This is a genomic window from Nocardioides solisilvae, assembly GCF_003194625.1.
GTDB classification, from domain to species: Bacteria; Actinomycetota; Actinomycetes; order Propionibacteriales; family Nocardioidaceae; genus Nocardioides; species Nocardioides solisilvae.
Window position 1 is genome coordinate 1,150,864 of record NZ_QHKX01000001.1, and the last position, 24,621, is coordinate 1,175,484.

25 protein-coding genes and 3 tRNA genes are annotated in these 24,621 nt (G+C 74.4%); 14 read left to right on the forward strand and 14 right to left on the reverse strand.

Annotation, left to right across the window (positions count from 1 at the left end):
* Positions 1 to 198 precede the first annotated feature (198 nt).
* Positions 199 to 975: a thioesterase family protein gene (locus DNK53_RS05480; RefSeq protein WP_110181210.1), complete on the forward strand. Its 777-nt coding sequence runs from the start codon at positions 199 to 201 to the stop codon at positions 973 to 975.
* 44 nt (positions 976 to 1,019) lie between these two features.
* Here the strand turns inward: DNK53_RS05480 and DNK53_RS05485 are convergent, their stop codons facing one another.
* Together DNK53_RS05485 and DNK53_RS05490 are read right to left on the reverse strand one after the other, a co-directional pair.
* On the reverse strand, positions 1,020 to 1,280 hold the full coding sequence (locus DNK53_RS05485; RefSeq protein WP_110181211.1) for a hypothetical protein: 261 nt from the start codon (positions 1,278 to 1,280) through the stop codon (positions 1,020 to 1,022).
* A complete protein-coding gene (locus DNK53_RS05490) occupies positions 1,277 to 2,260 on the reverse strand; it encodes a DMT family transporter (RefSeq protein ID WP_110181212.1) in 984 nt (327 codons plus the stop codon). Before DNK53_RS05490 ends, DNK53_RS05485 begins: the two co-directional genes overlap by 4 nt.
* Here DNK53_RS05490 and DNK53_RS05495 point away from each other — a divergent pair.
* From DNK53_RS05495 to DNK53_RS05505, 3 genes are all read left to right on the forward strand, one after another.
* Positions 2,259 to 3,659: an aminotransferase-like domain-containing protein gene (locus DNK53_RS05495; protein WP_110181213.1), complete on the forward strand. Its 1,401-nt coding sequence runs from the start codon at positions 2,259 to 2,261 to the stop codon at positions 3,657 to 3,659. The genes DNK53_RS05490 and DNK53_RS05495 overlap by 2 nt on opposite strands.
* Before the next feature lie 115 nt (positions 3,660 to 3,774).
* On the forward strand, positions 3,775 to 4,182 hold the full coding sequence (locus tag DNK53_RS05500) for a hypothetical protein (RefSeq protein WP_110181214.1): 408 nt from the start codon (positions 3,775 to 3,777) through the stop codon (positions 4,180 to 4,182).
* A 51-nt stretch (positions 4,183 to 4,233) separates the two neighbouring features.
* Entirely contained in the window at positions 4,234 to 4,650 is a 417-nt protein-coding gene (locus tag DNK53_RS05505; protein ID WP_110181215.1) for a DUF3592 domain-containing protein, read from the forward strand.
* A 2-nt stretch (positions 4,651 to 4,652) separates the two neighbouring features.
* On the opposite strand, the gene DNK53_RS05510 is transcribed toward DNK53_RS05505, so the two are convergent.
* Together DNK53_RS05510 and DNK53_RS05515 are read right to left on the reverse strand one after the other, a co-directional pair.
* A complete protein-coding gene (locus DNK53_RS05510) occupies positions 4,653 to 5,582 on the reverse strand; it encodes a DMT family transporter (RefSeq protein WP_110181216.1) in 930 nt (309 codons plus the stop codon).
* Entirely contained in the window at positions 5,579 to 5,881 is a 303-nt protein-coding gene (locus DNK53_RS05515) for a cold-shock protein (protein WP_110181217.1), read from the reverse strand. The genes DNK53_RS05510 and DNK53_RS05515 overlap by 4 nt, the downstream gene beginning before the upstream one ends.
* Before the next feature lie 37 nt (positions 5,882 to 5,918).
* Between DNK53_RS05515 and DNK53_RS05520 the strand changes: the two genes are divergently transcribed.
* Genes DNK53_RS05520 through DNK53_RS05530 form a run of 3 tightly spaced genes read left to right on the forward strand, consistent with a single transcriptional unit; the run spans position 5,919 to position 8,496 of the window.
* Positions 5,919 to 6,287: a sterol carrier family protein gene (locus DNK53_RS05520; RefSeq protein WP_110181218.1), complete on the forward strand. Its 369-nt coding sequence runs from the start codon at positions 5,919 to 5,921 to the stop codon at positions 6,285 to 6,287.
* Between the two features lie 3 nt (positions 6,288 to 6,290).
* Positions 6,291 to 7,151 carry a GNAT family N-acetyltransferase gene (locus DNK53_RS05525; protein ID WP_110181219.1) on the forward strand — a complete coding sequence of 287 codons (861 nt, stop codon included), beginning with the start codon at positions 6,291 to 6,293 and terminating at the stop codon, positions 7,149 to 7,151.
* A gap of 10 nt (positions 7,152 to 7,161) precedes the next feature.
* On the forward strand, positions 7,162 to 8,496 hold the full coding sequence (locus tag DNK53_RS05530) for a dipeptidase (protein WP_110181220.1): 1,335 nt from the start codon (positions 7,162 to 7,164) through the stop codon (positions 8,494 to 8,496).
* 23 nt (positions 8,497 to 8,519) lie between these two features.
* Here DNK53_RS05530 and DNK53_RS05535 read toward each other — a convergent pair whose 3' ends face one another.
* A complete protein-coding gene (locus tag DNK53_RS05535) occupies positions 8,520 to 10,268 on the reverse strand; it encodes a sensor histidine kinase (protein WP_110181221.1) in 1,749 nt (582 codons plus the stop codon).
* 250 nt (positions 10,269 to 10,518) lie between these two features.
* Here DNK53_RS05535 and purF point away from each other — a divergent pair, with 250 nt between their 5' ends.
* The 3 genes from purF to DNK53_RS05550 all read left to right on the forward strand — a co-directional run bounded on the left by purF (position 10,519) and on the right by DNK53_RS05550 (position 13,673).
* Entirely contained in the window at positions 10,519 to 12,117 is a 1,599-nt protein-coding gene (gene purF, locus DNK53_RS05540) for an amidophosphoribosyltransferase (RefSeq protein ID WP_110181434.1), read from the forward strand.
* A gap of 44 nt (positions 12,118 to 12,161) precedes the next feature.
* The gene (gene purM / locus DNK53_RS05545) at positions 12,162 to 13,289 is read left to right on the forward strand and encodes a phosphoribosylformylglycinamidine cyclo-ligase (protein ID WP_110181222.1); all 1,128 of its coding nucleotides are present in this window, start codon (positions 12,162 to 12,164) and stop codon (positions 13,287 to 13,289) included.
* Positions 13,290 to 13,481: 192 nt separating this feature from the next.
* Positions 13,482 to 13,673, forward strand: a complete 192-nt coding sequence (locus DNK53_RS05550; RefSeq protein WP_110181223.1) for a DUF3073 domain-containing protein — start codon at positions 13,482 to 13,484, stop codon at positions 13,671 to 13,673.
* A gap of 120 nt (positions 13,674 to 13,793) precedes the next feature.
* Here the strand turns inward: DNK53_RS05550 and DNK53_RS18300 are convergent, their stop codons facing one another.
* The 4 genes from DNK53_RS18300 to DNK53_RS05570 all read right to left on the reverse strand — a co-directional run bounded on the left by DNK53_RS18300 (position 13,794) and on the right by DNK53_RS05570 (position 18,052).
* Entirely contained in the window at positions 13,794 to 14,942 is a 1,149-nt protein-coding gene (locus tag DNK53_RS18300; protein ID WP_110181224.1) for a Glu/Leu/Phe/Val dehydrogenase dimerization domain-containing protein, read from the reverse strand.
* 95 nt (positions 14,943 to 15,037) lie between these two features.
* Entirely contained in the window at positions 15,038 to 16,468 is a 1,431-nt protein-coding gene (locus DNK53_RS05560; RefSeq protein ID WP_110181225.1) for a hypothetical protein, read from the reverse strand.
* Between the two features lie 21 nt (positions 16,469 to 16,489).
* Positions 16,490 to 17,878: a hypothetical protein gene (locus DNK53_RS05565; RefSeq protein WP_110181226.1), complete on the reverse strand. Its 1,389-nt coding sequence runs from the start codon at positions 17,876 to 17,878 to the stop codon at positions 16,490 to 16,492.
* Positions 17,879 to 17,978: 100 nt separating this feature from the next.
* Positions 17,979 to 18,052, reverse strand: a tRNA-Phe gene (locus tag DNK53_RS05570).
* Between the two features lie 149 nt (positions 18,053 to 18,201).
* On the opposite strand from DNK53_RS05570, the gene DNK53_RS05575 reads away from it, so the two are divergent.
* The 3 genes from DNK53_RS05575 to DNK53_RS05585 all read left to right on the forward strand — a co-directional run bounded on the left by DNK53_RS05575 (position 18,202) and on the right by DNK53_RS05585 (position 18,887).
* Positions 18,202 to 18,274 (forward strand) — tRNA-Glu (locus DNK53_RS05575).
* Between the two features lie 99 nt (positions 18,275 to 18,373).
* Positions 18,374 to 18,450 (forward strand) — tRNA-Asp (locus tag DNK53_RS05580).
* Positions 18,451 to 18,539: 89 nt separating this feature from the next.
* Entirely contained in the window at positions 18,540 to 18,887 is a 348-nt protein-coding gene (locus tag DNK53_RS05585; RefSeq protein ID WP_110181227.1) for a metallopeptidase family protein, read from the forward strand.
* Between the two features lie 51 nt (positions 18,888 to 18,938).
* On the opposite strand, the gene DNK53_RS05590 is transcribed toward DNK53_RS05585, so the two are convergent.
* Genes DNK53_RS05590 through DNK53_RS05600 form a run of 3 tightly spaced genes read right to left on the reverse strand, consistent with a single transcriptional unit; the run spans position 18,939 to position 20,711 of the window.
* Complete coding sequence (locus tag DNK53_RS05590; protein WP_110181228.1) at positions 18,939 to 19,286, reverse strand: FluC/FEX family fluoride channel; 348 nt, start codon at positions 19,284 to 19,286, stop codon at positions 18,939 to 18,941.
* Entirely contained in the window at positions 19,283 to 19,762 is a 480-nt protein-coding gene (locus DNK53_RS05595; RefSeq protein WP_110181229.1) for a CrcB family protein, read from the reverse strand. The genes DNK53_RS05590 and DNK53_RS05595 overlap by 4 nt, the downstream gene beginning before the upstream one ends.
* 4 nt (positions 19,763 to 19,766) lie before the next feature.
* Positions 19,767 to 20,711, reverse strand: coding sequence for an ATP-binding protein (locus tag DNK53_RS05600; RefSeq protein WP_110181230.1), 945 nt, complete (start codon positions 20,709 to 20,711; stop codon positions 19,767 to 19,769).
* Between the two features lie 230 nt (positions 20,712 to 20,941).
* On the opposite strand from DNK53_RS05600, the gene DNK53_RS05605 reads away from it, so the two are divergent.
* A complete protein-coding gene (locus DNK53_RS05605; protein ID WP_110181231.1) occupies positions 20,942 to 22,477 on the forward strand; it encodes an NAD(P)/FAD-dependent oxidoreductase in 1,536 nt (511 codons plus the stop codon).
* Positions 22,478 to 22,480: 3 nt separating this feature from the next.
* Here DNK53_RS05605 and DNK53_RS05610 read toward each other — a convergent pair whose 3' ends face one another.
* Positions 22,481 to 23,146: a PaaI family thioesterase gene (locus DNK53_RS05610; protein ID WP_110181232.1), complete on the reverse strand. Its 666-nt coding sequence runs from the start codon at positions 23,144 to 23,146 to the stop codon at positions 22,481 to 22,483.
* 63 nt (positions 23,147 to 23,209) lie between these two features.
* Positions 23,210 to 24,490: a sensor histidine kinase gene (locus DNK53_RS05615; protein ID WP_110181233.1), complete on the reverse strand. Its 1,281-nt coding sequence runs from the start codon at positions 24,488 to 24,490 to the stop codon at positions 23,210 to 23,212.
* Between the last annotated feature and the right edge of the window lie 131 nt (positions 24,491 to 24,621).

Sequence of the window (24,621 nt, forward strand, 5' to 3'; positions counted from 1 at the left end):
CACTCAACCAGCGACCACCGACAAGACGACCCCCGGAACCGCCCTTCGCCCACACTGTGGACAACAGTTCGAAAAAAGTCACCACCGACGGCATGAGGTGGGCGGCCGCCCACCCCGCTGTGCGACCCCGATGCACCCCGGAACTACCGTCGCAGCCAGCGCCCCGGGCGCACCCACCCGACCACGAGAGGACGGACGATGCCCTACTTCGAGCGGCTCGACGAGGGCGTCTACCGGCCCACCGAGCACGTCTCCGGCGCGTGGAACAGCCGCGAGCAGCACATCGCCCCGGCGATCGGTCTCCTCGCCCACCTGGTCGAGCGCGACCACCTCGCGCGCCGCGACGGCGACCCGCTCGTCCTCGGCCGTCTCTCCTACGACATCCTCGGCACGCTCCCGCTCGAGCCGTGCGAGGTCGAGCTGCGGGTGCTGCGGCCCGGGCGCACGATCGAGCTGGTCGAGGCGCGGCTCAGCCACGGCGGGCGCGCTGGCCTGGTGCTGCGCGCCTGGCTGGTCGCGGCGGGGGAGACCACGCACCTGGCCGGCACCACCTTCCCGGCGCTGCCGGCGCCCGACGCCCTGCCCGAGTGGGACCCCAGCCGCGTCTGGCCGGGCGGCTTCATCGCCGGCGTGCGGCTGCGCCGCGAGCAGGACGAGCCGGGCCGGGCGCGGTTCTGGGCGCGCACGGACGTCCCCCTGCTCGACGAGCCGGTGAGCGCCACGGCGACCGCGCTGCGCCTCGTCGACATCGCCAACGGGATGACCGTCCGCGAGGACCCGCGCGCGGTCCACTTCCCCAACCTCGATCTCACGGCTCACCTCTTCCGGACGCCGGAGCCCGGAGGATGGCTGGGCTTCGACACCACGGTCTCCTTCGGCCCCGGCGGCCTCGGGGTGACCAGCAGCCGGCTGCACGACGAGCGCGGTCCCTTCGGCACGCTGGCCCAGTCGCTCACGGTCCGCCCGCTCGGCTGACGCGCCCGTACGACGCGACGCAGGGGCCACGCCGCGGTGAGCGGTCAGTCCTCGGGCGGGGTGGTCCGCTCCCGGAACCAGGTCGTCGTCCCGGGCGCCATCCCACGCGACTTGGGCGTCTGCGGCACCGGCGTCACGATCAGCGCCGCCTCCTGGGGCAGCTCCCACTTCAGGGCGTGGTAGACGACCGAGAGGCTCTCGGTGCTGTCGAGGGCGAAGAGGCCGGGCGCGATCTCCCGCGCCTCGACCCACGGCCCGTCGAGATCGTCGGGCGGCTCCGAGCACCAGGCGAGGTAGGCGGTCACGCTGCGATCCTGACAGGTCGTCGGGACGACGGGCGGGACGACGAGCGTCGGGGTCGACGGGTGCGCACGGCCCACGCCGCGCAGGCCACGACGGCCAGCCCGCCGAGCGCCGTCGTCGGCCCGACCGACTCGCCCAGCAGCAGCGCGGCCCACAGCAGGCTGAGGACCGGCTGGGTGAGCTGCACCTGGCTGACCCGGTGCATCGGCCCGATCGCGAGCCCGCGGTACCAGGCGAAGAACCCGAGGAACATGCTGACGGCCCCCAGGTAGGCGAAGGCCGCCCACTGGGTCCCGCTCGCCCGCGGCGGCTCGCCCCACGTGGCGAAGAGGGTGAGGGCGAGCATCACCGGCGCCCACAGCACCAGCGCCCAGCAGATCGTCTGCCACGGCCCGAGCTCGCGGGCGAGCATCCCGCCTTCGGCGTAGCCGATCGCGCCCACCCCCACGGCGGCCAGGAGCAGGAGGTCGGCGAGGTGCCAGGTGCCGAGGTCCCCGCCCTGCGCCGAGGCGAGCAGGGCAGCGGCCAGCACGCCCGCGGCTGCCGCCACCCAGAACGTCGGGGCGGTGCGGCTCCGCTCGCGCAGCACGGCGGCCACGGCGGTCGCCGCCGGCAGTGCGGCCACCACCATCGCGCCGTGGCCGGCGGGTGTCGAGGTCATCGCGTACGAGGTGAGCAGCGGGAAGCCGATCACCACGCCGCCGCCGACCACGCCGAGGCGCGCCCACTGCGTGCCGCGGGGCAGGCGCTGCCGGGTCACCGCGAGCGCCAGGCCGGCCAGCACGGCCGCGAGGACGGCCCGCCCGGCGCCGATGAAGAGCCATGAGAGGCCGTCGACCGCGACCCGGGTGAGCGGGAGGGTGAGGGAGAAGGCGAGCACGCCGAGCATCCCCCACCACAGGCCGCTGGCCGGCTCGGCACCAAGAGTCGGGGTGGATAGCAGCCGCGGGGCGGACAGAGTAGCGCTACTGTGATGCTTCATGAACGACGATAGCAGTGCCCGGATCCTGCGCGCACTCCGCGAGTGGATCGCGGACGCCGCCCCGGGCGCGCGGCTCCCCTCGACCCGCACGCTCGTGGCCGAGCACCGCGCCAGCCCGGTCACGGTGCAGCGGGCGCTCCGCACCTTGGTCGGGCAGGGCCTCGTCGAGAGCCGGCCGGGGGTCGGCACCTTCGTCCGCGAGGGGCGCACCGCCCGGCCGGTCGACCACAGCTGGCAGACCGCGGCGCTCCGTTCCCCGCAGGTGCGGTCGCAGGGGGTCCCGCTGCCCCTCCGCGACGCGCCACCCGGCCTGATCGCGCTCCACTCGGCGTACCCCGACCGCGAGCTCCTCCCCGAGCGGCTGCTGCGGGCCGCGCTGGTCCGCGCCGCGCGCGGCGAGACGGCCCTGACCCGGGCGCCCGCGGCGGGGATGCCCGACCTGCAGGCATGGTTCGCCCAGGAGCTGCGCCGCCACTGCCCGGCCGGGGTGACCCCGCCCGCACCCTCCGACGTCGTGGTCCTGCCCGGCAGCCAGAGCGGGCTGAGCTCGGTCTTCCGCTCCCTCGTCACGCCGGGGCAGCCGGTCCTGGTCGAGTCGCCGACCTACTGGGGCGCGCTCTTCGCGGCGCGGCACGCGGGGGTGGAGGTGGTGCCGGTGCCGAGCGGCCCGCTCGGCCCCGACCCGGCCGAGGTGGCGCGGGCCTTCGAGGAGACCGGAGCCCGGGTCCTCTACGCCCAAGCCACCTTCGCGAACCCGACCGGCGCCCAGTGGTCGCCCGAGCTCGCCGCGCAGGTGCTGGACGTCGTGCGCGCCCACGGCGCCTACCTGGTGGAGGACGACTGGGCGCACGACTTCGCGATCACCGGGGAGCCGCGCCCGCTCGCGGCGCTCGACGACGCCGGCCACGTGCTCTACCTCCGCAGCCTCACCAAGAGCGTCGGGCCATCTCTGCGGGTGGCCGCGCTGGTGGCCAGGGGCCCGGCGCGGGAGCGGATCCTCGCCGACCGGGCGGCGGAGTCGATGTACGTGAGCGGCCTGCTCCAGGCCGCCGCCCTCGACGTGGTCACCCAGCCGGCCTGGCGCACCCACGTCCGCGGTCTGGCTCGCCAGCTCGGGTCCCGCCGCGACCTGCTGCTCTCCTCGCTGGCCGAGCACGCCCCGCAGGTCACGGTCGAGCACGTGCCGGCCGGCGGCCTCAACCTGTGGGCACGGCTGCCCGACGGCACGGACGTCGAGGAGCTCGCCCGCGCCTGCGAACGGGAGGGACTGCTGGTCGCGCCCGGCACCGAGTGGTTCCCGGCCGAGCCGCCCGCGCCGTACCTGCGCCTTAACTACGCCGCCGCCCACACGGCCGGCTTCGTCGAGGGCGCCCGGATCCTGGGGCGCGCGCTCGACTGACGTCCGTGCTGATCGTGGTGGTCCCGGCGCACCGGGTGCGCCGCCACCACCACGATCAGCAAGGCAGGCGAGCTCCGCCCTTGTCGGGGTGAGGGTCGCGCACGATCATCGGAGCATGGACCTCGGCCTGCTGCTCCAGGTCGCCGTGGTGGTCGGCGTGCTGGCCGCCCTCTGGGTCCTGCCCGACTGGGGCCGGCACCGCGACCGCGCCCGCCGGGCCGCCCGGCGGCTCCACGTCGTCGAGCCCGAGCCGCCCCGTCCCGCGGGCCCGCCGATCGAGCGGATCGCCGCGGACGCCCGGCGGATCCGGGGCCAGATCCGGAGCGCTCCGCCCGGCTTCCCGGTCGCCCGGATGCGCGGCTGGGTCGCGGCGTACGACGAGGTGCTGGTTGCCGCCTGCACCGCGCTGCAGCTCGAGCAGAGGCTCGACTCCCTGACGCCCGGCCCCGAGCGCGAGCTGGAGCGCGAGCGGGTGGAGCGGATGCTGGTGCGGGCCGGCGTGCTGGTGCCCTGGGCGAGCTGACCCGCGGCGGACAGGAGCACGACAGGGTGGCCGCCGCAGTAGCGTGAGCGGGTGCTCGAGACGATTAGCGATGTGGGATGGGGCTGGCTCCCCGTGGCCTTCGGCGCCGGCCTGATCTGGTTCATGTGCAAGTACCTGATGATCGTGCGGCGGCAGCGCCGGAGCTGGACGACCACCGAGGCGACGGTCGGCAAGGTCTGGTTCAGGGACAACTCCGCCTCCGGCGGCAGCCATGGACACTTCTTCAAGTACCGCTACACCGACCTGAGCGGGCAGGAGCACGCCGGTGAGGGCAGCCCGTGGTTTCGCAAGCCGAAGCGCCAGAGCAAGGTCGTGGTCCGCTACGACCCCGACCGCCCGGCCAGGAGCGAGGTGGCGATGCCGCTGTGGGGGGAACTGGGAATGGCGGCGTTCGGCATGGCCGCCGGAGTCTTCCTGATCCTCGTGGGCCTCTCCCAGGGCGGGTGAGGTCAGGCGGCGACCGGCTGCTCCTCAAGTGGACGCAGCGCCACCACGGCCCCGAGGATCAGGGCCCCGCCCAGCAGGGCGAGTGCCGGCAGCCGCTCGCCGAGGAGCAGCACCGCGAGCACGGCGGCTGACAGGGGCTCCACCAGCGTCGCGACGGTGGCGGCCGACCCCGACGTGGTCCGCAAGCCGGCGTAGAGCAGGCCGTAGGAGAGGGCCATCGTGGCGACGCCGAGGTAGAGCAGCAGGGCGAGCGAGCCGGGGTCGGCGGTCAGCACGACGTCCCCCGTCGCGGCCGCGACCCCCAGGAACGGCAGCAGCACGACCGCGCCGACGGTGGTCGCGCAGGTGGTCAGCGCCACGGGGTCGACCCGCTTCGCGAGCGAGTGGCCCGCGACCGTCGTGGCGGCGTACGTCGCCCCCGAGGCCACCGCGAGCAGGATCCCGAGCACCGGCCGGTCGCCCGCCCCGCCTGACCCGTGCTCGGCGAAGAGGCTGATCAGCAGCAGCCCCGAGAGGGCCGCGACCAGCACCAGCACCTCGCGCGGGCTCGGCCGGGTCCGGGCCGCCAGGTGCTCCCAGGTGGTCGCGAGCAAGGGGGCGAGCCCGAGCGAGACGACGGTCGCGACGCTCACCCCGACCGCGAGCACCGAGACGAAGTAGAGGCCCTGGTAGACCGCCGTGCCGCAGCCGACCGCGACGGCCAGGAGCGGCTGCGCGCGCGCCGCCTCCCGCACCGCGGGCAGGCGACGGGTCGCGGCGGCCAGCGCCAGCATCGCGGCCGCGCCCAGCAGCATGCGCCACGCGCTCGCCGTCATCGGGCCGAATCCGTCCCGCTCGTGGAGGAGCGTCACGACGAGGCCGCCGGTGCCCCACAGCACGCCCGCCGCACAGACCTGGAGCAGTCCGAGCCGGGCGGTCGGGCGCGCCGTCACGCCTCCGGCTCGTGGCACGACAACCTCGAGCAGTACGCCGCCGACGGACCCTGGTCCTCCGGCGGGAGGTGGGAGGGTGCCTGGCCGTCCGGCCGGACGGCGGTCGCGCGGAAGGCGTGGCCGTCCTGGTCGGCGGCTTCGTGCGTGAACCGGACGGCGTCGCCGACGGCCAGCCGTCGGATCCCCGGGACGTCGACGGCGGAGAAGTGCACCCAGCAGCCGCCGGGGGTCGCCTCGGAGTCCAGCACCCCCCAGCCCTCCGGGTCGTGCCACTCGCGCACGACCCCGGCAGCCTCCACGGGGAGAAGTATCGCCGCCGGGGCTAGGGTGCCGCGCGTGCCCCCGAGACTGAGACGCGCCGACCCCGACGAGCTCGCCCGGGTGCTCGCCCTGCTCGACGCGGGGGAGGAGCCGGGTCCCGCCGACCTCAAGCTGGCCACCAAGCACTTCATGGCGGTGCTGGCCGAGCGGGCGCCCGGCCACTCGGTGGAGGTCCGGGTGCCGCCGTACGCCGCCGTGCAGGTGGTGTCCGGGGTCCGGCACACCCGCGGCACCCCGCCCGCCGTCGTCGAGATGGATCCGGCGACGTGGCTGGAGCTTGCCACCGGACGGCTGCACTGGCGCGACGCGGAGGGTGCGGGCCGACTCCGGGCGAGTGGGCAGCGGGCCGACCTCGCGCCATACCTCCCGCTCGTGGAGGATTGAGCCATGCCCGAGACCAGCCCAGCCACGCCCGTGGACGCCTCCCCGGCCGTGCTCTCGCTCCGCTCGCTCCACCTGCGCACCGAGCTGGCCCTGCTCGAGCGCGCCGGCAGCGTGGTCGAGGAGCGCGGCACCCACCTGGTGGTGCGCACCCCCGACAACCCCGACTTCTACTGGGGCAACTTCCTGCTGCTGCGCGACCTGCCGCTGCCCGGTGGGGCGCGAGAGGTGATGGGGGCGTGCTTCACCGAGTTCCCGGCGTCCGGCCACCGCGCGATCACCTTCGACCTCACCGAGCCGCTGGCCGACGACCCCGCCCGCGCGGCCGTGCTGGAGGAGTTCACCACCGCCGGGATGAAGGCCAGCCGGTCGGTGGCGCTGACGGCGCTCGCACTGGAGGCGCCCGCCCGGCCGCACCCCGACGCCGTGCTGCGGCCGCTGGCCTCCGACGCCGACTGGGAACAGCGCGTCGAGCTCGCGGCGGCGACGTACGACGGTGCTCCCGGCCCGTCCTTCGACGCCTACGCCCGTGGGCGGGTGGCCGCCGAGCGGGCGCTCGAGGAGCAGGGCCTCGGCCACCGGTGGGGCGCCTTCGTCGACGACCGACTGGTCTCCACCGCCGCGCTCTACCGGGTCGCCGGCGACGTCGCCCGCTACCAGGTCGTGGAGACCCACCCCGAGGCGCGCCGCCAGGGGCTGGCCGGCTCCCTCGTGCACGCCGTGGGCACCCATGGCCTCAGCGAGCTCGGCGCCGGCCAGCTGGTGATCGTGGCCGACGCCGACGACGAGGCGATCCGGCTCTACAGAGCGCTGGGGTTCACCGACGCCGAGGAGACCACCGAGCTGGAGCAGCGTCCCGGCTCGTAGGCTTGCGGGCATGACTGCTCAGCTGCGTGACCGTGTCCAGCAGGTCCTCCCCGGCATCCGCCGCGACCTCGAGGCCCTGGTCCGGATCCAGTCCGTCAGCGCCGACCCGGCCCGCGCCGGCGAGGTCGAGCGCAGCGCCGAGGCGGTGCGCGACCTCTTCGCCGCCGAGGGCTGCGAGGCGCGGATCGTGCGCGCCGACGGCGGCGCCCCCGGCGTCATCGCCCACAAGTCGGGGCCCGAGGGTGCCCCCACCGTGCTGCTCTACGCCCACCACGACGTGCAGCCCGAGAACGACCACGCCGAGTGGGACTCCCCGCCGTGGGAGCCGACCGAGCGCGACGGCCGGCTCTACGCCCGCGGCGCCGCCGACGACAAGGCCGGGGTCGTGGCCCACCTCGCCGCGCTCCGGGTCTTCGGCGACGACCTGCCCGTCCACGTGGTCGTCTTCGTCGAGGGCGAGGAGGAGGTCGGCTCCGAGACGCTGGTGCCGCTGCTGCGCGAGCACCGCGACGAGCTGGCCGCCGACGTCATCGTCATCGCCGACTCCGGCAACTGGGACATCGGCGTCCCCGCGCTGACCACCAGCCTGCGCGGCCTGGTCCGCGCCGACGTCGAGGTCCGCACCCTGACCCACGCCGTCCACTCCGGGATGTGGGGCGGCCTGGTCCCCGACTCGATCGTCGCCCTCTCGCGGCTCCTCGCGAGCCTCCACGACGACGAGGGCAACGTCGCCGTCGAAGGGCTGCACGCCGGCCCGGCGGCCGACGTCGACTACCCCGAGGAGCGGCTGCGCGCCGAGTCGGGCGCCGTGCCGGGCATCGAGTGGATCGGGTCCGGCTCGGCCGTCGAGCGTCTGTGGACCAGGCCGGCCCTCAGCATCACCGGCCTGGACGCCCCGCAGGTCGACGGCGCCTCCAACACGCTCGTCCCCGCGGCCCGCGCCAAGATCAGCCTGCGGATCGCGCCCGGCGACACCTCGGCCAACGCGGTCGAGTGCCTCCGCCGCCACCTCGAGGCCCACGTGCCGTGGGGCGCCGAGCTCACCTTCACCGTCGTCGACACCGGCGAGGCGACCCAGATCGACGCGACCGGTCCGGCGTACGACGCCGCCCGCGCCGCCTTCACCGAGGCCTGGGACGGCACGGCGCCGGTCGACATGGGCGTCGGCGGCTCGATCCCCTTCATCGCCGAGTTCCTCGAGACGTTCCCGCAGGCCAGCGTGCTGGTGACCGGCGTCGAGGACCCCGACACCCGCGCCCACGGCGCCAACGAGGGGCTCCACCTCGCCGAGTTCGAGCGGGTCCTGCTCGCCGAGGCGCTGCTGCTGGCCAAGCTCGCCGGCTGACGCGCCCGGCGGGGTACGCCGGGTCAGCGGGCGAGCGGGAGCGTCACCGTGAAGGTGGTGCCGGCGCCGAGCGTGGAGTCGAAGGTGATCCGGCCCCGGTGCCGCTCGACGATGCGCTGCACGATCGTCAGGCCCAGCCCCGTCCCCGGCTGCGCGACGGCGGTCGGGTTGGTGGAGCGGAAGAACTCCTGGAAGAGGCTGGCCTGGTCCTCCTCGGAGATGCCCAGCCCGGTGTCGGAGACCTTGAGCTCGACGATCCGGCGCTTCGCCTCGAGCGAGACGGTGATGGTCCCGCCCTCGGGGGTGTACTTGGCGGCGTTGCTGATCAGGTTGGCGCAGACCCGGTCCAGCCCCTGCTCCTCGCCCATGGCCAGCACCGGCTGCTGCGGCGCCTCGACGACGACCTTCAGCTCCTTGCGCTCGAGGGTGACGCGCAGCAGGTCGAGGACGTCGTGGACCACCGCGGTGACGTCGACGGGCTGGGGCGTGAACTCGACGTGCGGGTCGCCCACCTGGGCCAGCACCAGCAGGTCGTCGATCAGCCGCTGCATCCGGACCGCACCGCGCTCCATCGAGGAGATCGAGCTGCGCACCGTGCCGTCGAGCTCGGGCACCGACTCGAGGATCTCCACGTGGCCGAGGATCGAGGTCAGCGGGTTCTTCAGCTCGTGGGCGATCGTCGCGATGAGGCGGCTCTTGTAGCCGTTGAGCTCGCGCAGCTCGTCGATCAGGCGCCGCTCGCGCTCGAAGGTGCGGGCGTTGAGCAGCGCCCGGCCGAGGTCGTGGCCGATGTCGAGCGCGGCCTGCTTCTCGATCGGGGACCAGTCGAGGCGGCCGCCGCGGCGGGTGAGCACGAGGTTGCCCAGGCACTCCGGCCCGGCGCCCAGCGGCACGAAGAGCATCGAGGTGACGTCGATGGCCCGCATGAACTCGGTGATCTGCTGCTCCTGCTCGGGCGTCATCACGCCGAGCGGGGGGATGACGTCGTTGAGCACCGAGACGTCCTGGTTCTTCCACTGGATGTGCGCCGAGATCCTGGCGATCTCCCGCAGGTCGTCGGGCATCACGATCTCGGCGCCGTTGGAGGCGTAGACCGAGCCGCTGCCCTCGCCGTCCTCGTCGAAGGTCTGGATCCACATCCCGAAGGCGTTGAACGCCGAGGTGAGCGCGGGCTGGGAGACCTCGATGATCCGGTCCATGGAGAGCTCGGAGCTCACCTCGCGGACGATCATCCGGGCGGCGTCGGCCAGCCGCACCTGCTCGGCGAGCTCGGCGCGCTCGAACGCCGAGAGGACCGCGCGCCGGGTCTGCTCGGCGTACCGGCGCAGCTCCTCGCGCTTCGCGGGGCCGGGGCGCCGCCGGTCGACCGGCAGGTCGACCGAGAGCAGGCCGCGCAGGACGCCCGCGTCGTCGTAGATCGGCGCCACCAGCAGGTCGAGGGGGTGCCACATCTCGGGGTCGTCGGGCGCCGCCATGTCGGGCACCCAGCCCAGGGTCTCGATGTCGAGGCTCATCCGCTCCTGCGGCACGAACCGCAGCGCGCCCCACTCCTCGGAGGTGGCGAGCTCGAGCTCGATCTCGTCCATCGGGGTGCGGTGGCCGAGCAGCTGGTGGCGGGCCTCGTCGCTGCCGGCGACGGCGACCATCTCGAGGGTGCGGTCCTCGCGCGCGACGCTGATGGCCGCGACCTCGAAGCCGACGACTTCGGTCACGCCGAGGGCGATGTTCTGCAAGGCGTCGACGAACACGTCCTCGGCGTGCGTCTCGGCCATGCGTCGTCTCTTCCCGTCCAGCCGCCGATCGGTACGGCTCTTGTCATGATGCCTACTCCATAGTAGGCGTGCTCACGAGACGCGGCGGCGCTTTGCGGCTTTCCCGCAGGTCCCGGGTGTGCCCTTGGCGGGCCCGTCCGAAACGGGCCGAAGGTCCCGGGTCGTTCCCGCGCGGGGCGTCCCGGGGAGGACCGTGCCACCGTTCGTCGCCGTGTCCGCCGGCACCCCCGAGCCGCCGTACACTGGCCCGGTGGCTCAGTCCAGCAGCACGCGCAAGGGCGGGGACGGTCGTCTCTCGCAGGCCCTCGACCCCCAGGAGCTGGGTCCCCAGGACGCGTGCGGCGTCTTCGGGGTCTGGGCCCCCGGCGAGGACGTCGCCAAGCTCACCTACTTCGGCATCTACGCGCTGCAGCACCGCGGCCAGGAGTCGGCCGGCATCGCGGTGAGCAACGGGCGCCAGATCCTCGTCTACAAGGACATGGGGCTCGTCTCCCAGGTCTTCGACGAGTCGACGTTGGAGTCGCTGCGGGGCCACCTCGCCATCGGCCACGCGCGCTACTCCACCACCGGCGCGAGCACGTGGCACAACGCCCAGCCGACCTTCCACCCCACCGAGAGCGGCTCGATCGCGCTGGCCCACAACGGCAACCTGATCAACACCGCCGAGCTGGCCGAGCTGGTCAACGCCGGCGAGCTCGAGGGCCTGCTCGACGTGCGGGTGCCCGTCTCCACCAACGACACCAGCGTGGTCACCGCCCTGCTCGCCCACCACCCCGACTCCACCGTGGAGGAGCGGGCGATGGAGCTGCTGCCCCAGGTGAAGGGCGCCTTCTCCTTCGTCTGGATGGACGAGCACACCCTGTACGCCGCCCGCGACCCGCAGGGCGTCCGCCCCCTGGTGCTGGGCCGGCTCGAGCGCGGCTGGGTCGTGGCGTCGGAGACCGCGGCGCTCGACATCGTCGGCGCCTCGTTCATCCGCGAGGTGGAGCCGGGCGAGCTGATCGCGGTCGACGAGGACGGGCTGCGCACCCGCCGCTTCGCCGAGGCGGCCCCCAAGCACTGCCTCTTCGAGTTCGTCTACCTCGCCCGGCCCGACACCCTGATGAACGACCAGCGGGTGCACAGCGTGCGGGTGGAGATCGGCCGCCGGCTGGCGCGCGAGTTCCCCGCCGACGCCGACCTGGTGATCCCGGTGCCCGAGTCCGGCACGCCGGCGGCGATCGGGTACGCCGAGGAGTCGGGCATCCCCTACGGCACCGGGCTGGTCAAGAACTCCTACGTCGGCCGCACCTTCATCCAGCCGTCGCAGACGATCCGCCAGCTCGGGATCCGGCTCAAGCTCAACCCGCTGCGCGACGTGATCGAGGGCAAGCGCCTCGTGGTCGTCGACGACTCGATCGTGCGCGGCAACACCCAGCGGGCCCTGGTCCGGATGCTCCGGGAGGCCGGCGCCCGCGAGGTGCACGTGCGGATCTCCTCGCCGCCGGTGAAGTGGCCCTGCTTCTACGGGATCGACTTCGCCACCCGCGCCGAGCTGATCGCCAACGGGCTGACCACCGACGAGATCCAGCGCTCCATCGACGCCGACTCGCTCGGCTACATCGGCCTCGACGAGCTGGTCGAGGCGACGACCGTGCCGAAGGACGACCTCTGCCGGGCGTGCTTCGACGGCCACTACCCGATCCCGCTGCCCGAGCCCGAGCTGCGCGGCAAGGGCGTCCTGGAGAACCTCGCCTCGGGCGACACCGGCTGCGGCGACCTCGCGGTGGCGCAGCCCGCCACCGACGCCGACGGGCTGGCCGCCTCCCTGTCGGGGGCCGGCGCCACCGACGCGCTGCGCCGCCCCTGACCCGACCCGTCCACCCGCCCCGCCGCAGACGCAGGAGCCCCGCCGTGACCGACGTCCCCACCGGACAGCCCGCCCCCGAGGCCGCCGAGCCGACCCGGAACGCCTACGCCGCCGCCGGCGTCTCGATCGAGGCGGCCGACCGCGCGATCGACCTCATGAAGACCTGGGTCGAGAAGGCCCGGCGGCCCGAGGTGATCGGCGGGCTGGGCGGCTTCGCCGGGCTCTTCGACGCCTCGGCGCTCACCCGCTACACCCGGCCGCTGCTGGCGACCTCGACCGACGGCGTCGGCACCAAGGTGGCGATCGCCCAGGCGATGGACGTGCACGACACGATCGGCTACGACCTCGTCGGGATGGTCGTCGACGACCTCGTGGTCTGCGGCGCCGAGCCGCTCTTCATGACCGACTACATCGCCACGGGGCGCGTCGTCCCGGAGCGGATCGCCGCGATCGTCAAGGGGATCGCCGAGGCGTGCGTCGAGGCGGGCTGCGCGCTGGTCGGCGGCGAGACCGCCGAGCACCCCGGGCTGCTGGCCCCCGACGAGTACGACGTGGCGGGCGCGACGACCGGGGTGGTCGAGGCCGACCGGCTGCTGGGCCCCGGCCGGGTGCGGCCCGGCGACGTCGTGGTGGCCATGGAGGCCTCGGGCCTGCACTCCAACGGCTACTCCCTGGTGCGCCACGTGCTGCTGGGCGCCGCCGCCGACGGGGGAGCGGCCTGGAGCCTGGACCGTGACGTCCCCGAGCTCGGCCGGACGCTGGGCGAGGAGCTCCTCACCCCGACCCGGATCTACGCCAAGGCCTGCCTCGACCTGGCCGGGGCGACGGCGACCCACGCGATGTCCCACGTCACCGGCGGGGGCCTGGCGGCCAACCTCGAGCGGGTGATGCCCGAGGAGCTGGTGGCACGGGTGGACCGGAGCACCTGGACCCCGCAGCCGGTCTTCGACCTGGTCCGCAAGGTCGGCGGCGTCCCGCAGGCCGACCTCGAGGCCACGCTGAACTGCGGCGTCGGCATGGTCGCGCTCGTCGCCCCCGACGACGTCGACACCGCCGTGGCGACCCTCGACCGGCACGGGATCCGCGCCTGGGTGGCCGGGGACGTGCGCGAGGCGGCGGGCTCCGACGAGGCCGGCCGCGTCCTGATGGAGGGCCAGCACCCGGGCTGGTGAGCCCCGCCGGGCGCCGCGGCGATTGCGCTGGCAGCGAACGCGGCCCCTCCGGCACGCCCGAACCACGGCCCGGGTGTGCGAGAACCACCGGGCACCGGGTAGCGTGGCCCCCACGAGTATCCAGTCAAGAGACCGGGCGCCGCGGCGTGCGCGCCAAGAGCCCCGGCCAAGCGTGCGAGGGGGTCGGACCCTATGGGGCGCGGCCGAGCGAAGGCCAAGCAGACCAAGGTCGCCCGCGACCTGAAGTACCGGACTCACGAGACGGACTTCGGGGCGTTGGCGAAGGAGCTGCATGGTGAACCGGACAGCAGTACCACCAGCACGGACGACGAGGACTACCTCGACGACTGGTCCGACTACGCGGACCCGCCCCGGCGCGACTGACCGCGCCTGACGGGTCCGCCGGGCGGCTCGGTGGGTTCTCCGGGTACCCGGTGGAACGTGCAGTTCCCCACGTCTGCGGACGTCAGGAACTGGAGGTCTCACCGGGGCCCCGGTGAGACCTCACCCGAGCCAGAGCCCGCGGAGGCGGCCGACGTCGCGCATGCGGCGCTCGGCGAGCCGGTCTGCGGCGACGGCGGGCGGTACGCCGTCCCGGTCGGCCAGCTCGAGCACCGACCGGGTGGTGTCGAAGATGCCGCTCGCCCGCTGCTTGGCGCGCTCGAACGAGAACCCTTCGGCTCGGCTCGTGCCTCGCCGGCTCAGGACGAGCCCCTCGAGCTCGTCGGCGACCTGGATCACCCCGCCGGAGTTCACGCAGTAGTCGGGGGCGTAGAGGATCCCGCGTTCCTGCAGGACCTTCTCGACTCCCGGGTGGGCGAGCTGGTTGTTGGCCGCTCCGCAGACTATCCGCGCCTGCAGCACCCCCACGACCTCGTCGTCGAGCGCTCCGCCGAGGGCGCAGGGGGCGTAGACGTCGAGCGCCCCCGCGACGAGCTCCTCGGTCGACCCGACGACCCGGACGGTGGGGTGCTCCTCCCGGATCCGGTCGACGGCCGGCTGCCACACGTCGGTGACGACGACGTCGGCACCCTCGTCGAGCAGGTGGGCGACGAGGTGGCGACCCACCTTGCCGACGCCGGCGATGCCGACGGTACGCCCGGCCAGGGAGGGGCTGCCCCACAGGTGCTCGGCGCTCGCGCGCATCCCCTGGAAGACGCCGTACGCCGTGAGCACCGAGGAGTCGCCCGCCCCGCCGTGGGCGACGGTGCGACCGGTGACGAAGTCGCACTCCCGGGCCACGTGGTCCATGTCCTCCGACGTGGTGCCGACGTCGCAGGCGGTGAGGTAGCGCCCGTGCAGCGACTGGACGAAGCGTCCGTAGGCGCGCAGCAGGGCCTCGGTCTTGTCGGTGCGCGGGTCGCCGATGATCACGGCCTTGCCGCCGCCCAGGTCGAGGCCGGCGAGCGCGTTCTTGTAGGACATGCCGCGGGAGAGCGCGAGCACGTCGCGGACGGCGTCGTCGGTCGAGGTGTAGGGGTGGAAGCGGGTGCCGCCCAGGCCCGGGCCGAGGGCGGTGGAGTGGAGCGCGATGACGGCCCGCAGGCCGGAGGCGGGGTCGTGGCAGAAGACGACCTGCTCGTGCTCGCCGTCGGCGAAGACGTCGACGGGCTGGGGGGTGCTGCTCCCGGCGCTGTGGGAGTGGTGGGACATGGGTGCTGCCCGCTTCCTCCGGCCGGACGGCCGGCGTGTCGTGGCCACGGGGTGGGTGGCGCTGGCGTGCGGCCACGGGGATGGTGTGGCCTGGCTCACAAGCCTAGTGCCGGACCCTCCGTCGTGACGGGCGGGGCGCCCCCACGGTGGGTGCGCCGCTCCCGGACCTCCTGCAGGAAGACGACGTCCCCGTGGGTGCCGTAGCCGAGCAGCGGGCCGCCGGTGCCCTGCCCGTTGAAGGTGACCATCCGCCACCCGCGCTCGCCCGGGACCAGGGTGGGCCACGGCAGGTTGCTCGGGTACGGCGCGTCGAGGGTGCCGATCTCCTTGAGGTCGAGATCGAAGACGGGGAACCGGCCCCGCTGGTCGCGCCGGTTGTCGCGGCCGTCGCTGGCCAGCACCCACAGGGGCCCGCGGCGGCCCTCGGGGCGGAGCAGGGTGACCCCCTCGGTGGCGCGGCGGTCGGTCGCGGCCGCACGCAGGCTGAGCCGGTCCAGCGACGGGCCGGTGGCCAGGCAGGGGTGGAACCGGAAGAACCTGCGGGCGCTGGCGTAGCCGACCAGCCAGGTCTCGCCGTCGCGCAGCAGGTGCGGGTCCCACACCCCGACCGACTTCAACCCGTCGGTCGGGAGCGGCAGCTCGCGGGTCTCGAGGACGTGCTCGCCCTCGACGGGCGACTCCCGAGTCTCGGCGAGGACGCAGCGCACCGACGGGTTCCGCTCCCGGTCGAAGTCGCCCCAGGTGCTGGCGGCGAGCAGCCACCGACCCTCGTCGCGGACGAGGTGGACGGCGTGGTCGCCGAAGACCCCGGCCCGGTCGGGCCGGCGGAAGTACAGGTCGGCGCTGTGGGTCAGGCGGGAGCTGTCGGGGGAGAGCCGCCACACGCTGGTGTGGGCGGTGTCGAAGAAGCCGGGGCCCGCGGAGGTGGCGGTGAGCAGCCACTCGCCCCGGTGCAGCACCGGACGCCCGTCGGCCTCGGTCACGAGCTTGAGGTCGCGCAGCCCCAGGTGGCCGAAGCCGCCGCTGTGCAGCCGGGTGACCAGCGCGCTGTCGGAGCGGTGGCCCAGCCGCAGCTGCGCGAGCCACCGCTCGTCGTGGGTGTCGACCCGGCCGGCGAGGTCCACGCGGGCGCGGGCGACCCAGCGGTCGTCCTCGAGGCAGAAGAGGGTGAGGTGGCGCCCGGTCAGGGTGAGGGCGAGGGAGGTCGGCTGCCACACCACGCGGCCGTGGCGCCGGCTGCGGTGGGTGGTGACGTGGAGCGAGTCGTCGACCACGTCGATCCCGACGTCGCCGTCGTCGGGCTCGTACCAGCCCGACAGCCGGGTCGCGCCCGAGCTGATGTGCACCTCCACCCGCGCGGCCCGGTGGTCGGGGTGGCGCAGCTCGGCCTGGACGGTGACGTACGGCGCGGGGCGCGGCGTCGCGAACCTCGACGACGTGCCGGCGGTGAAGCGCTGGGCGGAGGTCGCTGGGGAGACCAGCGCGATCGGCCGCTCGCGCGCGACGATCTCGAGGGGCGGCAGCACCCGCCCATCATCGCAGCGCGGTCAGCGGATCCGCACGGTGACGGCGTGTCCTGCCCCGTCGAGGCTGGTCAGCGAGAGGTAGCCGCGACCGGAGAGCAGTGGCTCCAGGGGCGTGTCGGCGGGGACCGCGGGACGCTGCGCACCGCGGCACCACGGGCACGGCTGGTCCTCGTCGCGGTCCCAGGTCAGCCGCCAGGGCGCCGGCCCGCCGTCGTGCCCGCGGACGTCGACCCGGTGGGTCCCGGGCAGGTCGAAGAGCGCCACCGCCGGGGTCCCGTCGGGGCCGGTGGCCAGGGCGTGGTCGCCGGGGGCGGTCACCCGGGTCGGCGTCACCGGGGTGAGGGTGAGCGTGCCGGGGGGTGCGGCGTCGGGGAGCGGGGCCGGCGGCCGCACACGGGCGACGTACCTGCCGGCGGGCAGGTGCCAGAGCCCGTCGCGGCCCCCGCCGAGGCGGCCGCCCACGGCGTCGCCGCGGGCGTCGACCAGCGCGACGCGCCCCGGGGCGGCCACCGCGACACCCCCGGCCGACCCGTCGGGGACGGGCCAGCCGCGCAGCGGCGCGGTCAGCCACGTCTCCTCGGTGAGGGTGAAGGCCACCTCGTGCTCGCCCACGGGGCCGCCGTCCTGGGTCGCGGCGGGCAGGTCGACGGGCTCGGAGAGCCCCGCGGCGGTGCGCACGGGACGCACGACCCGCAGCTCGCCCTCGCCCAGCACGCTCCACGTGCCGGACTGGGTCGCGCCGTCGAAGGCCAGCGGCGCGGGCTCGCCGTTGTCGGCCCGGGGTGGGAGCGGTAACCGCTCGCCGCGCGGGTCGAGGAGCAGCGCGGCGCGGCCCACCAGCAGGACCCGGCCCTCGCGCGGCACCGCGAAGGTGGCCACGTCGTCGTACGTCGCGTGGGAGGCGAGCGTCGCCGGGGCGCCGTCGGGCTCGAGCCGGTGCTCGCGGGTCGGGGTCGCCGCCAGGGTGTAGGCGGTGCGGTCACCCGGGCACGGGTCGAACGTCCAGGCCCAGCTGCCGGAGCGGTCGAGCCGGGTCACCGGGTCGAGCGTGGGCAGCCGGGTGGTGGCGCCGTCGGGGGCCTCGAGGACGAGCGCCTCGGTGCCGCAGCCGGCCAGCGGCAGCGGCCGGACCACCACCCGGACGACCTCGCCCTCCTCGGCCCCGTGGACGAGCCGGACGGTCCCGCCGGGCCGGCCGTTCACCGGGGCCACGGGCCGCGGGACGGGGCCGGCGGCCGCGACGCGCGGGGTGGAGCTGGCGGCCGGACGCTCCCCGGGGCGGGGACCCGCGCTCCCGCCGGTCTCTCCCGAGCACCCCGCCAGCGCCGCCGACGCGGTGAGCAGCGCGAGCAGCGTCGGAGCGATCCGCGCGGAGCCGACCATCCTCACCTCCAGTCCGGAGCCGAGCATGGCAGGTGCCGGCGACGGTGAGGGGTCCTTTTCGGGGACGAGAGGTCCCGGGACGACGAAGCGCCCGGTTCGGGACGTGAACCGGGCGCTTCGGTGCTTGTGGGCAGGGGCGGGGTCGAACCGCCGACCTTCCACTTTTCAGGCGGACGCTCGTACCAACTGAGCTACCTGCCCAAGCGCAGGGAAGCCTACAGCAGGGGGCGGGCGACCGCACACACGAGGGGTCCCGCGGCCGTGGTGTCCGGGTCGACGGGCGGGCCCGCGGGTCGCCGTGACATTTGGGGGTGCCCCCGCGCGCGCCCTAGGATGTCGACCGCACGCTGGCCCCCATCGTCTAGCGGCCTAGGACGTCGCCCTTTCACGGCGGTAGCACGGGTTCGAATCCCGTTGGGGGTGCTTGGTCCAGCCCCTTATCGGCCTCGATTGTGAGACCTGCCGGGGGATGGGTTAGAGTTTCCCCGCTTCGCCAGTGCGAGGCGGACAACTTCACAGCTTGGCCCTGTAGCGCAGTTGGTTAGCGCGCCGCCCTGTCACGGCGGAGGTCGCGAGTTCGAGTCTCGTCAGGGTCGCCACCGATGCCCCGGACCCCTGGTCCGGGGCATCACACGTTCCCGGCGCCTCTGCGCCCCGCGGGCCGCGCCCGCCCCGTAGGCTGGGGGGCATGCAGGTCTCCCGAGACGTGTTCGACTCCCTGGTCGAGCAGGCGCTGGACGAGATCCCAGCCGAGCTGACCGAGCTGATCGACAACGTGGTCGTCCTGGTGGAGGACGAGCCGCCCGCCGACGACCCCGACCTGCTCGGCTACTACGACGGCGTCGCGCTCACCGAGCGGCCGGCCAACCACGCGGCCGCGCTGCCCGACCGGATCCTGCTCTTCCGCGGCCCCCTGCTCGACATGTGCGTCGATGCCGACGAGCTGGTCGAGGAGATCCGGATCACCGTGGTCCACGAGGTCGCCCACCACTTCGGCATCGACGACGCCCGGCTCCACGAGCTCGGCTACGCCTGAGCCCGGCGGCCGGCCCGCAGCGGCCCGGGCCCCGACGCGGCAGGCGGGGGCTCAACCGAGCAGCAGGTACGCCGCCGCGCAGGTCGCCGTCGCCAGCGCGAGGGTGGTCGCGCCGTACGCCGTGCCGCGTCGCCATCCCAGGTCGTGCACCTGGCCGGCCAGCCCCGACAGGGTGGTGAGGCCGCCGGCGAGGCCGACGACGAGGAACGCGGCGGCCCGGTCGGCGCCGCCCGGGTCGTCCAGCAGGGCCACGGCCGCGCCGGCGACCCCCGAGCCGACGACGTTGACCATCAGGGTCCCGTGCGGCCAGGACCGGTCGAGGTGGAGCGCGGCGACGAAGCGCAGCCCGGCGCCGAGCCCGGCGCCCGCGGCCACGAGCAGCGCGACCCAGGCGGTCACGGGGCCGGCTCCACGGGCAGCAGCCGGCGGGCCAGCGCGACGGCCGCCACGGCCGCGACCAGGGTGCCGAGGAGCTGGGCGACCGCGACGACGACCCGGTCGTCGCGCAGCGGCCCGACGGTCAGGAGCGCCACCGCCGAGAGCGTGGTGAAGCCGCCCAGGAGCCCCGGGCCGGCGAGGGCGCCGAGCACCGCCCGGCGGCCGCGCCCGACCCGACCCGACGCCTCGAGCCGGTGGAGCAGGCCGGGCAGCAGGCCGAGCAGGAACGCCCCTCCGACGTTGACGGCCAGCAGCCCGGGGTCGACGCCGCCGACGGCGACGGGGAGCCGCCCCTCGAGTGCCTCGCCCAGCGCCCAGCGCAGCAGGCCGCCCAGGGCGCCGCCCACGACGACGACGGCCAGCAGCGTCGTCTCCCGGGCCGGGGCGTCGGCCGACGCGTGCGGGCGCCGGCCGGTGCGGCGCGCGGTCGGGCGCACCGGGTCAGGAGACGTGGCTGTTGGCCGCGGGGGCGCTCTGCGGCGTCCACGGGGCCGGGGCGTCGCCCTGCACCTGCCGCATGAACTGGTCCAGGAGCCACTCCTGCAGCAGCCGCTGCTCGGGGGAGCGGGCCAGCGAGAGCAGCCGCTGTGCCCGGCAGAAGGCGTCGGCCAGGTCGAACATCTCGAGCATCGTCCCGAAGATGTGGGCCGACTCGGGGGAGGCCTGGAAGGTCAGGTCGGCGCGATGGTCGCCGGAGCGCAAGGTCTGGGCGACCCGGTCGAGCATCGCCGGGGGGAACTGCCGCTCGAAGGTGGCGAACATGTGGGAGAGGTCGCGGGCGAGCGGGTAGTCGGCCTCGTGGGCCAGCGCGAGGAGGCGCAGCTCGCGGCGGAGGTTGTTGTACTGGGTGAGGACGCTGAGGAAGAGCTTGAGGTCGACGTCGATCAGCCGGACCGTCACCGACTCGGGCAGCGGGCGCCACGGGCTGTCGGCGTCCTCGACCAGGTCGATGACGCCCTCGCGGTAGCCGTCCTCCTGCAGCGCGGTCGCGGGCTCGAACCAGACGACCTTGCCGTCCCGCTCGATCGAGGCGCCCCACGCGACCGACGACATCGCGACCATCGAGAGCCCGCGGCCGAAGGTGGTGAGGAACTCGTCGAGGTCGTCGACGCTCTCCTCCAGCGACGGCATCCCCAGGACCGGGGGGCGCCGGGAGCCGTCGAAGACCTCGATCCGGGGGTGCTCCTTGGTGCCCCGCACGCGCACGTTGATAGGCGCCTGCCCGTGCAGGATCGCGTTGGTCACCAGCTCGGAGACACCCAGCTCGGCGCACTCGAGCAGGTCGTCGCGACCGAGCTCACGGCACAGCCCGAGGACCCAGCGCCGGGCGTCCGCGACGGCGCTCGGGGCAGAGTCCAGGGGTAGTGCTGGGCGGTTCAGGGGCAAGAGGCGGTGTCCTAGGGCGGGATGACGGAGCCAGGCATGGCGCGCTTACCCGTTGTGCGCGCCCTGCAAACATCCGGGCTCCGGAGGAGTGACAGGATTCAACATAACGTCTCGTTCCCCCGGACCGGTGTGAGCAAGCAGACTCGTCCCATGTTTCGTGCGCGTCGTCCCTGGCACCGGAGAATGGGTACGACTCCCGTGTCACCGTCCCGAACGAGGAAGGCCCCGCCGTGCCCAGCCCTGAGAGCGCCCCCCAGTCCGGTCGCGAGACCCACGCGGCCGACGGGCCCGGGGAGAGCGCCGGCCGTCACCGCGTCGTCGTGATCGGCTCCGGCTTCGGCGGCCTCTTCGGCACCAAGGAGCTGCGCCGCGCCGACGTCGACGTCACCCTGGTCGCCAAGACCACGCACCACCTCTTCCAGCCCCTGCTCTACCAGGTGGCCACCGGCATCCTCTCCGAGGGCGAGATCGCCCCGCCGACCCGCGAGGTCCTCTCCGGCCAGCGCAACGCGAAGGTGCTCCTCGGCGAGGTCACCGACATCGACCTCACCGCACGCACCGTCACCTCGCAGGTGCTCGGCCGCCAGACGGTCACGCCGTACGACTCGCTGCTCGTCGCCGCGGGGGCGGCGCAGTCCTACTTCGGCAACGACCACTTCGCCGAGCACGCCCCCGGCATGAAGAGCATCGACGACGCCCTGGAGCTGCGGGGCCGCATCTTCGGTGCCTTCGAGCTCGCCGAGCTCGGCGCCAACCGCGGCGAGTCCGTCGACCACCTGCTCAACTTCGTCGTCGTGGGCGCTGGCCCGACCGGTGTCGAGATGGCCGGCCAGATCGCCGAGCTCGCGCACCGCACGCTGCGCAAGGACTTCCGCGCGATCAACACCCGGCACGCTCGCGTCATCCTGGTCGACGCCGCGCCGCAGGTGCTGCCGCCCTTCGGCGCCAAGCTGGGCGAGAACACCAAGCGCGAGCTGGAGAAGCTGGGCGTCGAGGTGATGCTCGGCGCGATGGTCACCGACGTGGACGAGCGCGGGCTCGTCCTCAAGTACAAGGACGGCCACATCCAGCGCATCGACTCGGTCACCAAGATCTGGGCCGCGGGCGTCCAGGCCTCGCCGCTGGGCAAGCAGCTCGCGGAGCAGACCGGCGCCGGCCTCGACCGCGCCGGCCGGATCCAGGTCAACCCCGACCTCACGCTCCCCGGCCACCCCGAGGTCTTCGTCGTGGGCGACATGATCGCGCTCGACAACCTCCCGGGCGTCGCCCAGGTCGCGATCCAGGGCGCCAAGTACGCCGCCAAGGAGATCGACGGCCGGCTGCGCGGCAAGGCGCCGCAGGGGCCGTTCAAATACTTCGACAAGGGCTCGATGGCGATCATCAGCCGGTTCAACGCCGTCGCCATGATCGGACGGCTGCGGCTCACCGGCACGATCGCCTGGCTGATGTGGCTCTTCGTCCACCTGATCTACATCACCGGCTTCAAGAACCGGATCACCGCGCTCCTGCACTGGGCGATCTCGTTCGTCGGCCGCGGCCGGCAGGAGCGGGTGACCACCGAGCAGCAGATCTTCGCGCGCGCGGCGCTGTCGCGCCTCGAGGGCGGCACGGCCGACCTGGTCTCCGAGCCGGGCGAGTACGACGCCGGGCTGGCGCAGGCGCAGGATGCGCGGCTCCAAGAGCTGGAGGAGCAGGCCAAGGAGGAGGCGCGGCTCACCGACGACCGGGAGCGCGGCACCGCCGCGCCCAGCCGGACGAAGGTCTGAGCGTCACTCGAAGCGGTCGGGCCGGTCGGTGTTCCGGGCGTCGAACAGGCCGCGGGCCCACTTCGGGACGATGAAGATCCCCTCGGCCTCGACGGTCGCTCCGTCGGCGTCGCCGATGGTGCCGCGGGCGACGGTCTTGTAGCCGTCGCGGTCGGCGATCCAGGCCTCGCAGCGCAGCCGGCCCATCCGGGTCGGGCGGCGGTAGGTGAGGGTCAGGCCACCGGTCATGCCCGGTCGTCCGCCCGCCCCGCACGCCTCGCCCAGGGCCTGGTCGAGGATCAGGGCGCTGACCCCGCCGTGCACCAGCCCGGGCGGTCCCTCGTAGGCGGCGCCGAGGGTGAAGTCGGAGGTGGCCCGGCCCTCGGGGTGGCGGTCGAAGGCGAGGGGCGGGGCCACCGGGTTCCGCAGGCCCACGACGGCGTTGCCCCACGGGCGGGTGGTGCCGTCGCTGCTGTAGCGGACGCCGTACGAGCCCTCCATCGTGCTGGCGCGCAGCCGCGCGGTCACGGCCTCGATCTCGGCCTGCGCCCGACGCACCTCCTCCTCGTCGACGGTGGTGCGCAAGGTGGCGTCGACGAGCTCCCGCACGCTCTGGGTGAAGGGGCCGTAGAGGTCCTCCTGCCGCGCGAGCTCGTCGGCGGGGAGGTCCTCGTGCTGGTATCCGTGCATGGCCGGGAGTCTAGGGCTCCTCGCATACTCCCGGAATGTGGAACGGCGTCGACGAGGCTCGGCTCACACGGGGGAGACCGCGGGGGCCGGCACCTTGGGCAGGGCGAGGCCGAAGGTCGTGGTCGGCTCGTCGAGCAGGGTGAGGTGGCCGCCCAGCGAGGCGGCGAGGTCGGAGGCGATGGCCAGGCCGAGCCCGGTGCCGCCGTCGTCGGCGCCCGTGGTGTGCCCGCGGCGGAAGACGCTGTCGTCGATCCGGCGGGGTCCCTGGTCCCCGACGACCAGCTGGAGGAAGTCGCCCCGGTCCGCCACGGCCAGGAAGATGCGTCCCTCGCCGTGGCGGCAGGCGTTGTCGATCAGCACGTCGAGCACCTGGATCACCGGCCCCGGCACGATCCGGACCGGCATCGGTCCGTGCACCTCGTGGACGAGGGTGTGGCCGTTGGCCTCGACCTGCGGGCGCCACCGGTCGGCCACGTCGCCGAGCAGGACGTCGAGGTCGACCTCGACGGTGTCGCCGAGTCGCCGACCGCGGGCCAGGTCGAGGATCTCGGTGATCGAGTCGCTCAACCGGTCGAGCTCGGAGAGGTAGCTGGTGAGCTCCTCGGCCACCTGGGGCGGGGTCTCCGGCCACATCGAGAGGTCCTCCAGCTGGAGCCGGAGCGCCGTGATCGGGGTGCGCAGCTGGTGGGAGGCGTTGGCAGCGAACTCCCGCTCGCGCTGCACCAGCTCGTCGAGCTGGCTGGAGGCGCGGCGGATCGCCTCGCCGATCGCCTCCGCCTCGGGGATCCGGTAGTGCGGGAAGTGGACGTCGAAGCGACCGCGGCCCAGGTGCTCCGCCGCGAGCGCGAGCTCGTCGAAGGGGTGGGAGAGTCGGCGCGCCATGAACCAGCCGGCGGTGCCGGCGACGAGCACGAGGCCGAGCCCGATGAGGACCAGGGGGAGGAGCGCCTCGCCGACCCGTTGGGTGATCAGCTCGTCGGAGCGGGAGAGCGTGATGGACCCGCCGCCAGGGACGGGGCGGGTCTGGACGATGTCGGACTCACCCCGCGCCGGGCCGGCGACGTGCCGCTCGCCGGAGGGGTCGACGTACTCGATGGTGACGCCGGGGCGCAGGTGCTGCTCGAAGTACGCCGCCGTGGTCGGCTCGCCGCGCGCGGCCCGCTCCTCGATGACGAGGGCGAAGAGCTCGGCGGAGCGGCCGAGCTTGGCGGTCTCGTCCTCGGCGACCCGGTCGCCGAGGACGTAGGCGCGGGGGACGCCGTACAGCAAAACGACGGTGACCGCCATCCCGATGAAGGCGGCGACGAGCCGTTCACGACGGAGGGCCTGCAGGATGCGCTTCACGACGGGCTCCTTCTCGGGTCGGGGTCTGGCGGGCGGGGCGTGCCGGTCGCTGCCGGCACGGCGGTGGTCTCCCGGGGGTGGGTGGTGGCGGGGCGCCCAGGGTGGCGCCCCGCCGCATCAACCCGTCGTCC

Excerpts from the sequence above, each read along its gene's own strand:
- DNK53_RS05480 (WP_110181210.1), top strand. The coding sequence starts at position 199 with ATGCCCTACTTCGAGCGGCTCGACGAGGGCGTCTACCGGCCCACCGAG.
- DNK53_RS05495 (WP_110181213.1), top strand. The coding sequence starts at position 2,259 with ATGAACGACGATAGCAGTGCCCGGATCCTGCGCGCACTCCGCGAGTGG.
- DNK53_RS05490 (WP_110181212.1), bottom strand. The coding sequence starts at position 2,260 with ATGAAGCATCACAGTAGCGCTACTCTGTCCGCCCCGCGGCTGCTATCC.
- DNK53_RS05500 (WP_110181214.1), top strand. The coding sequence starts at position 3,775 with ATGGACCTCGGCCTGCTGCTCCAGGTCGCCGTGGTGGTCGGCGTGCTG.
- DNK53_RS05525 (WP_110181219.1), top strand. The coding sequence starts at position 6,291 with ATGCCCGAGACCAGCCCAGCCACGCCCGTGGACGCCTCCCCGGCCGTG.
- DNK53_RS05530 (WP_110181220.1), top strand. The coding sequence starts at position 7,162 with ATGACTGCTCAGCTGCGTGACCGTGTCCAGCAGGTCCTCCCCGGCATC.
- DNK53_RS05535 (WP_110181221.1), bottom strand. The coding sequence starts at position 10,268 with ATGGCCGAGACGCACGCCGAGGACGTGTTCGTCGACGCCTTGCAGAAC.
- DNK53_RS05550 (WP_110181223.1), top strand. The coding sequence starts at position 13,482 with ATGGGGCGCGGCCGAGCGAAGGCCAAGCAGACCAAGGTCGCCCGCGAC.
- DNK53_RS18300 (WP_110181224.1), bottom strand. The coding sequence starts at position 14,942 with ATGTCCCACCACTCCCACAGCGCCGGGAGCAGCACCCCCCAGCCCGTC.
- DNK53_RS05565 (WP_110181226.1), bottom strand. The coding sequence starts at position 17,878 with ATGCTCGGCTCCGGACTGGAGGTGAGGATGGTCGGCTCCGCGCGGATC.
- DNK53_RS05585 (WP_110181227.1), top strand. The coding sequence starts at position 18,540 with ATGCAGGTCTCCCGAGACGTGTTCGACTCCCTGGTCGAGCAGGCGCTG.
- DNK53_RS05610 (WP_110181232.1), bottom strand. The coding sequence starts at position 23,146 with ATGCACGGATACCAGCACGAGGACCTCCCCGCCGACGAGCTCGCGCGG.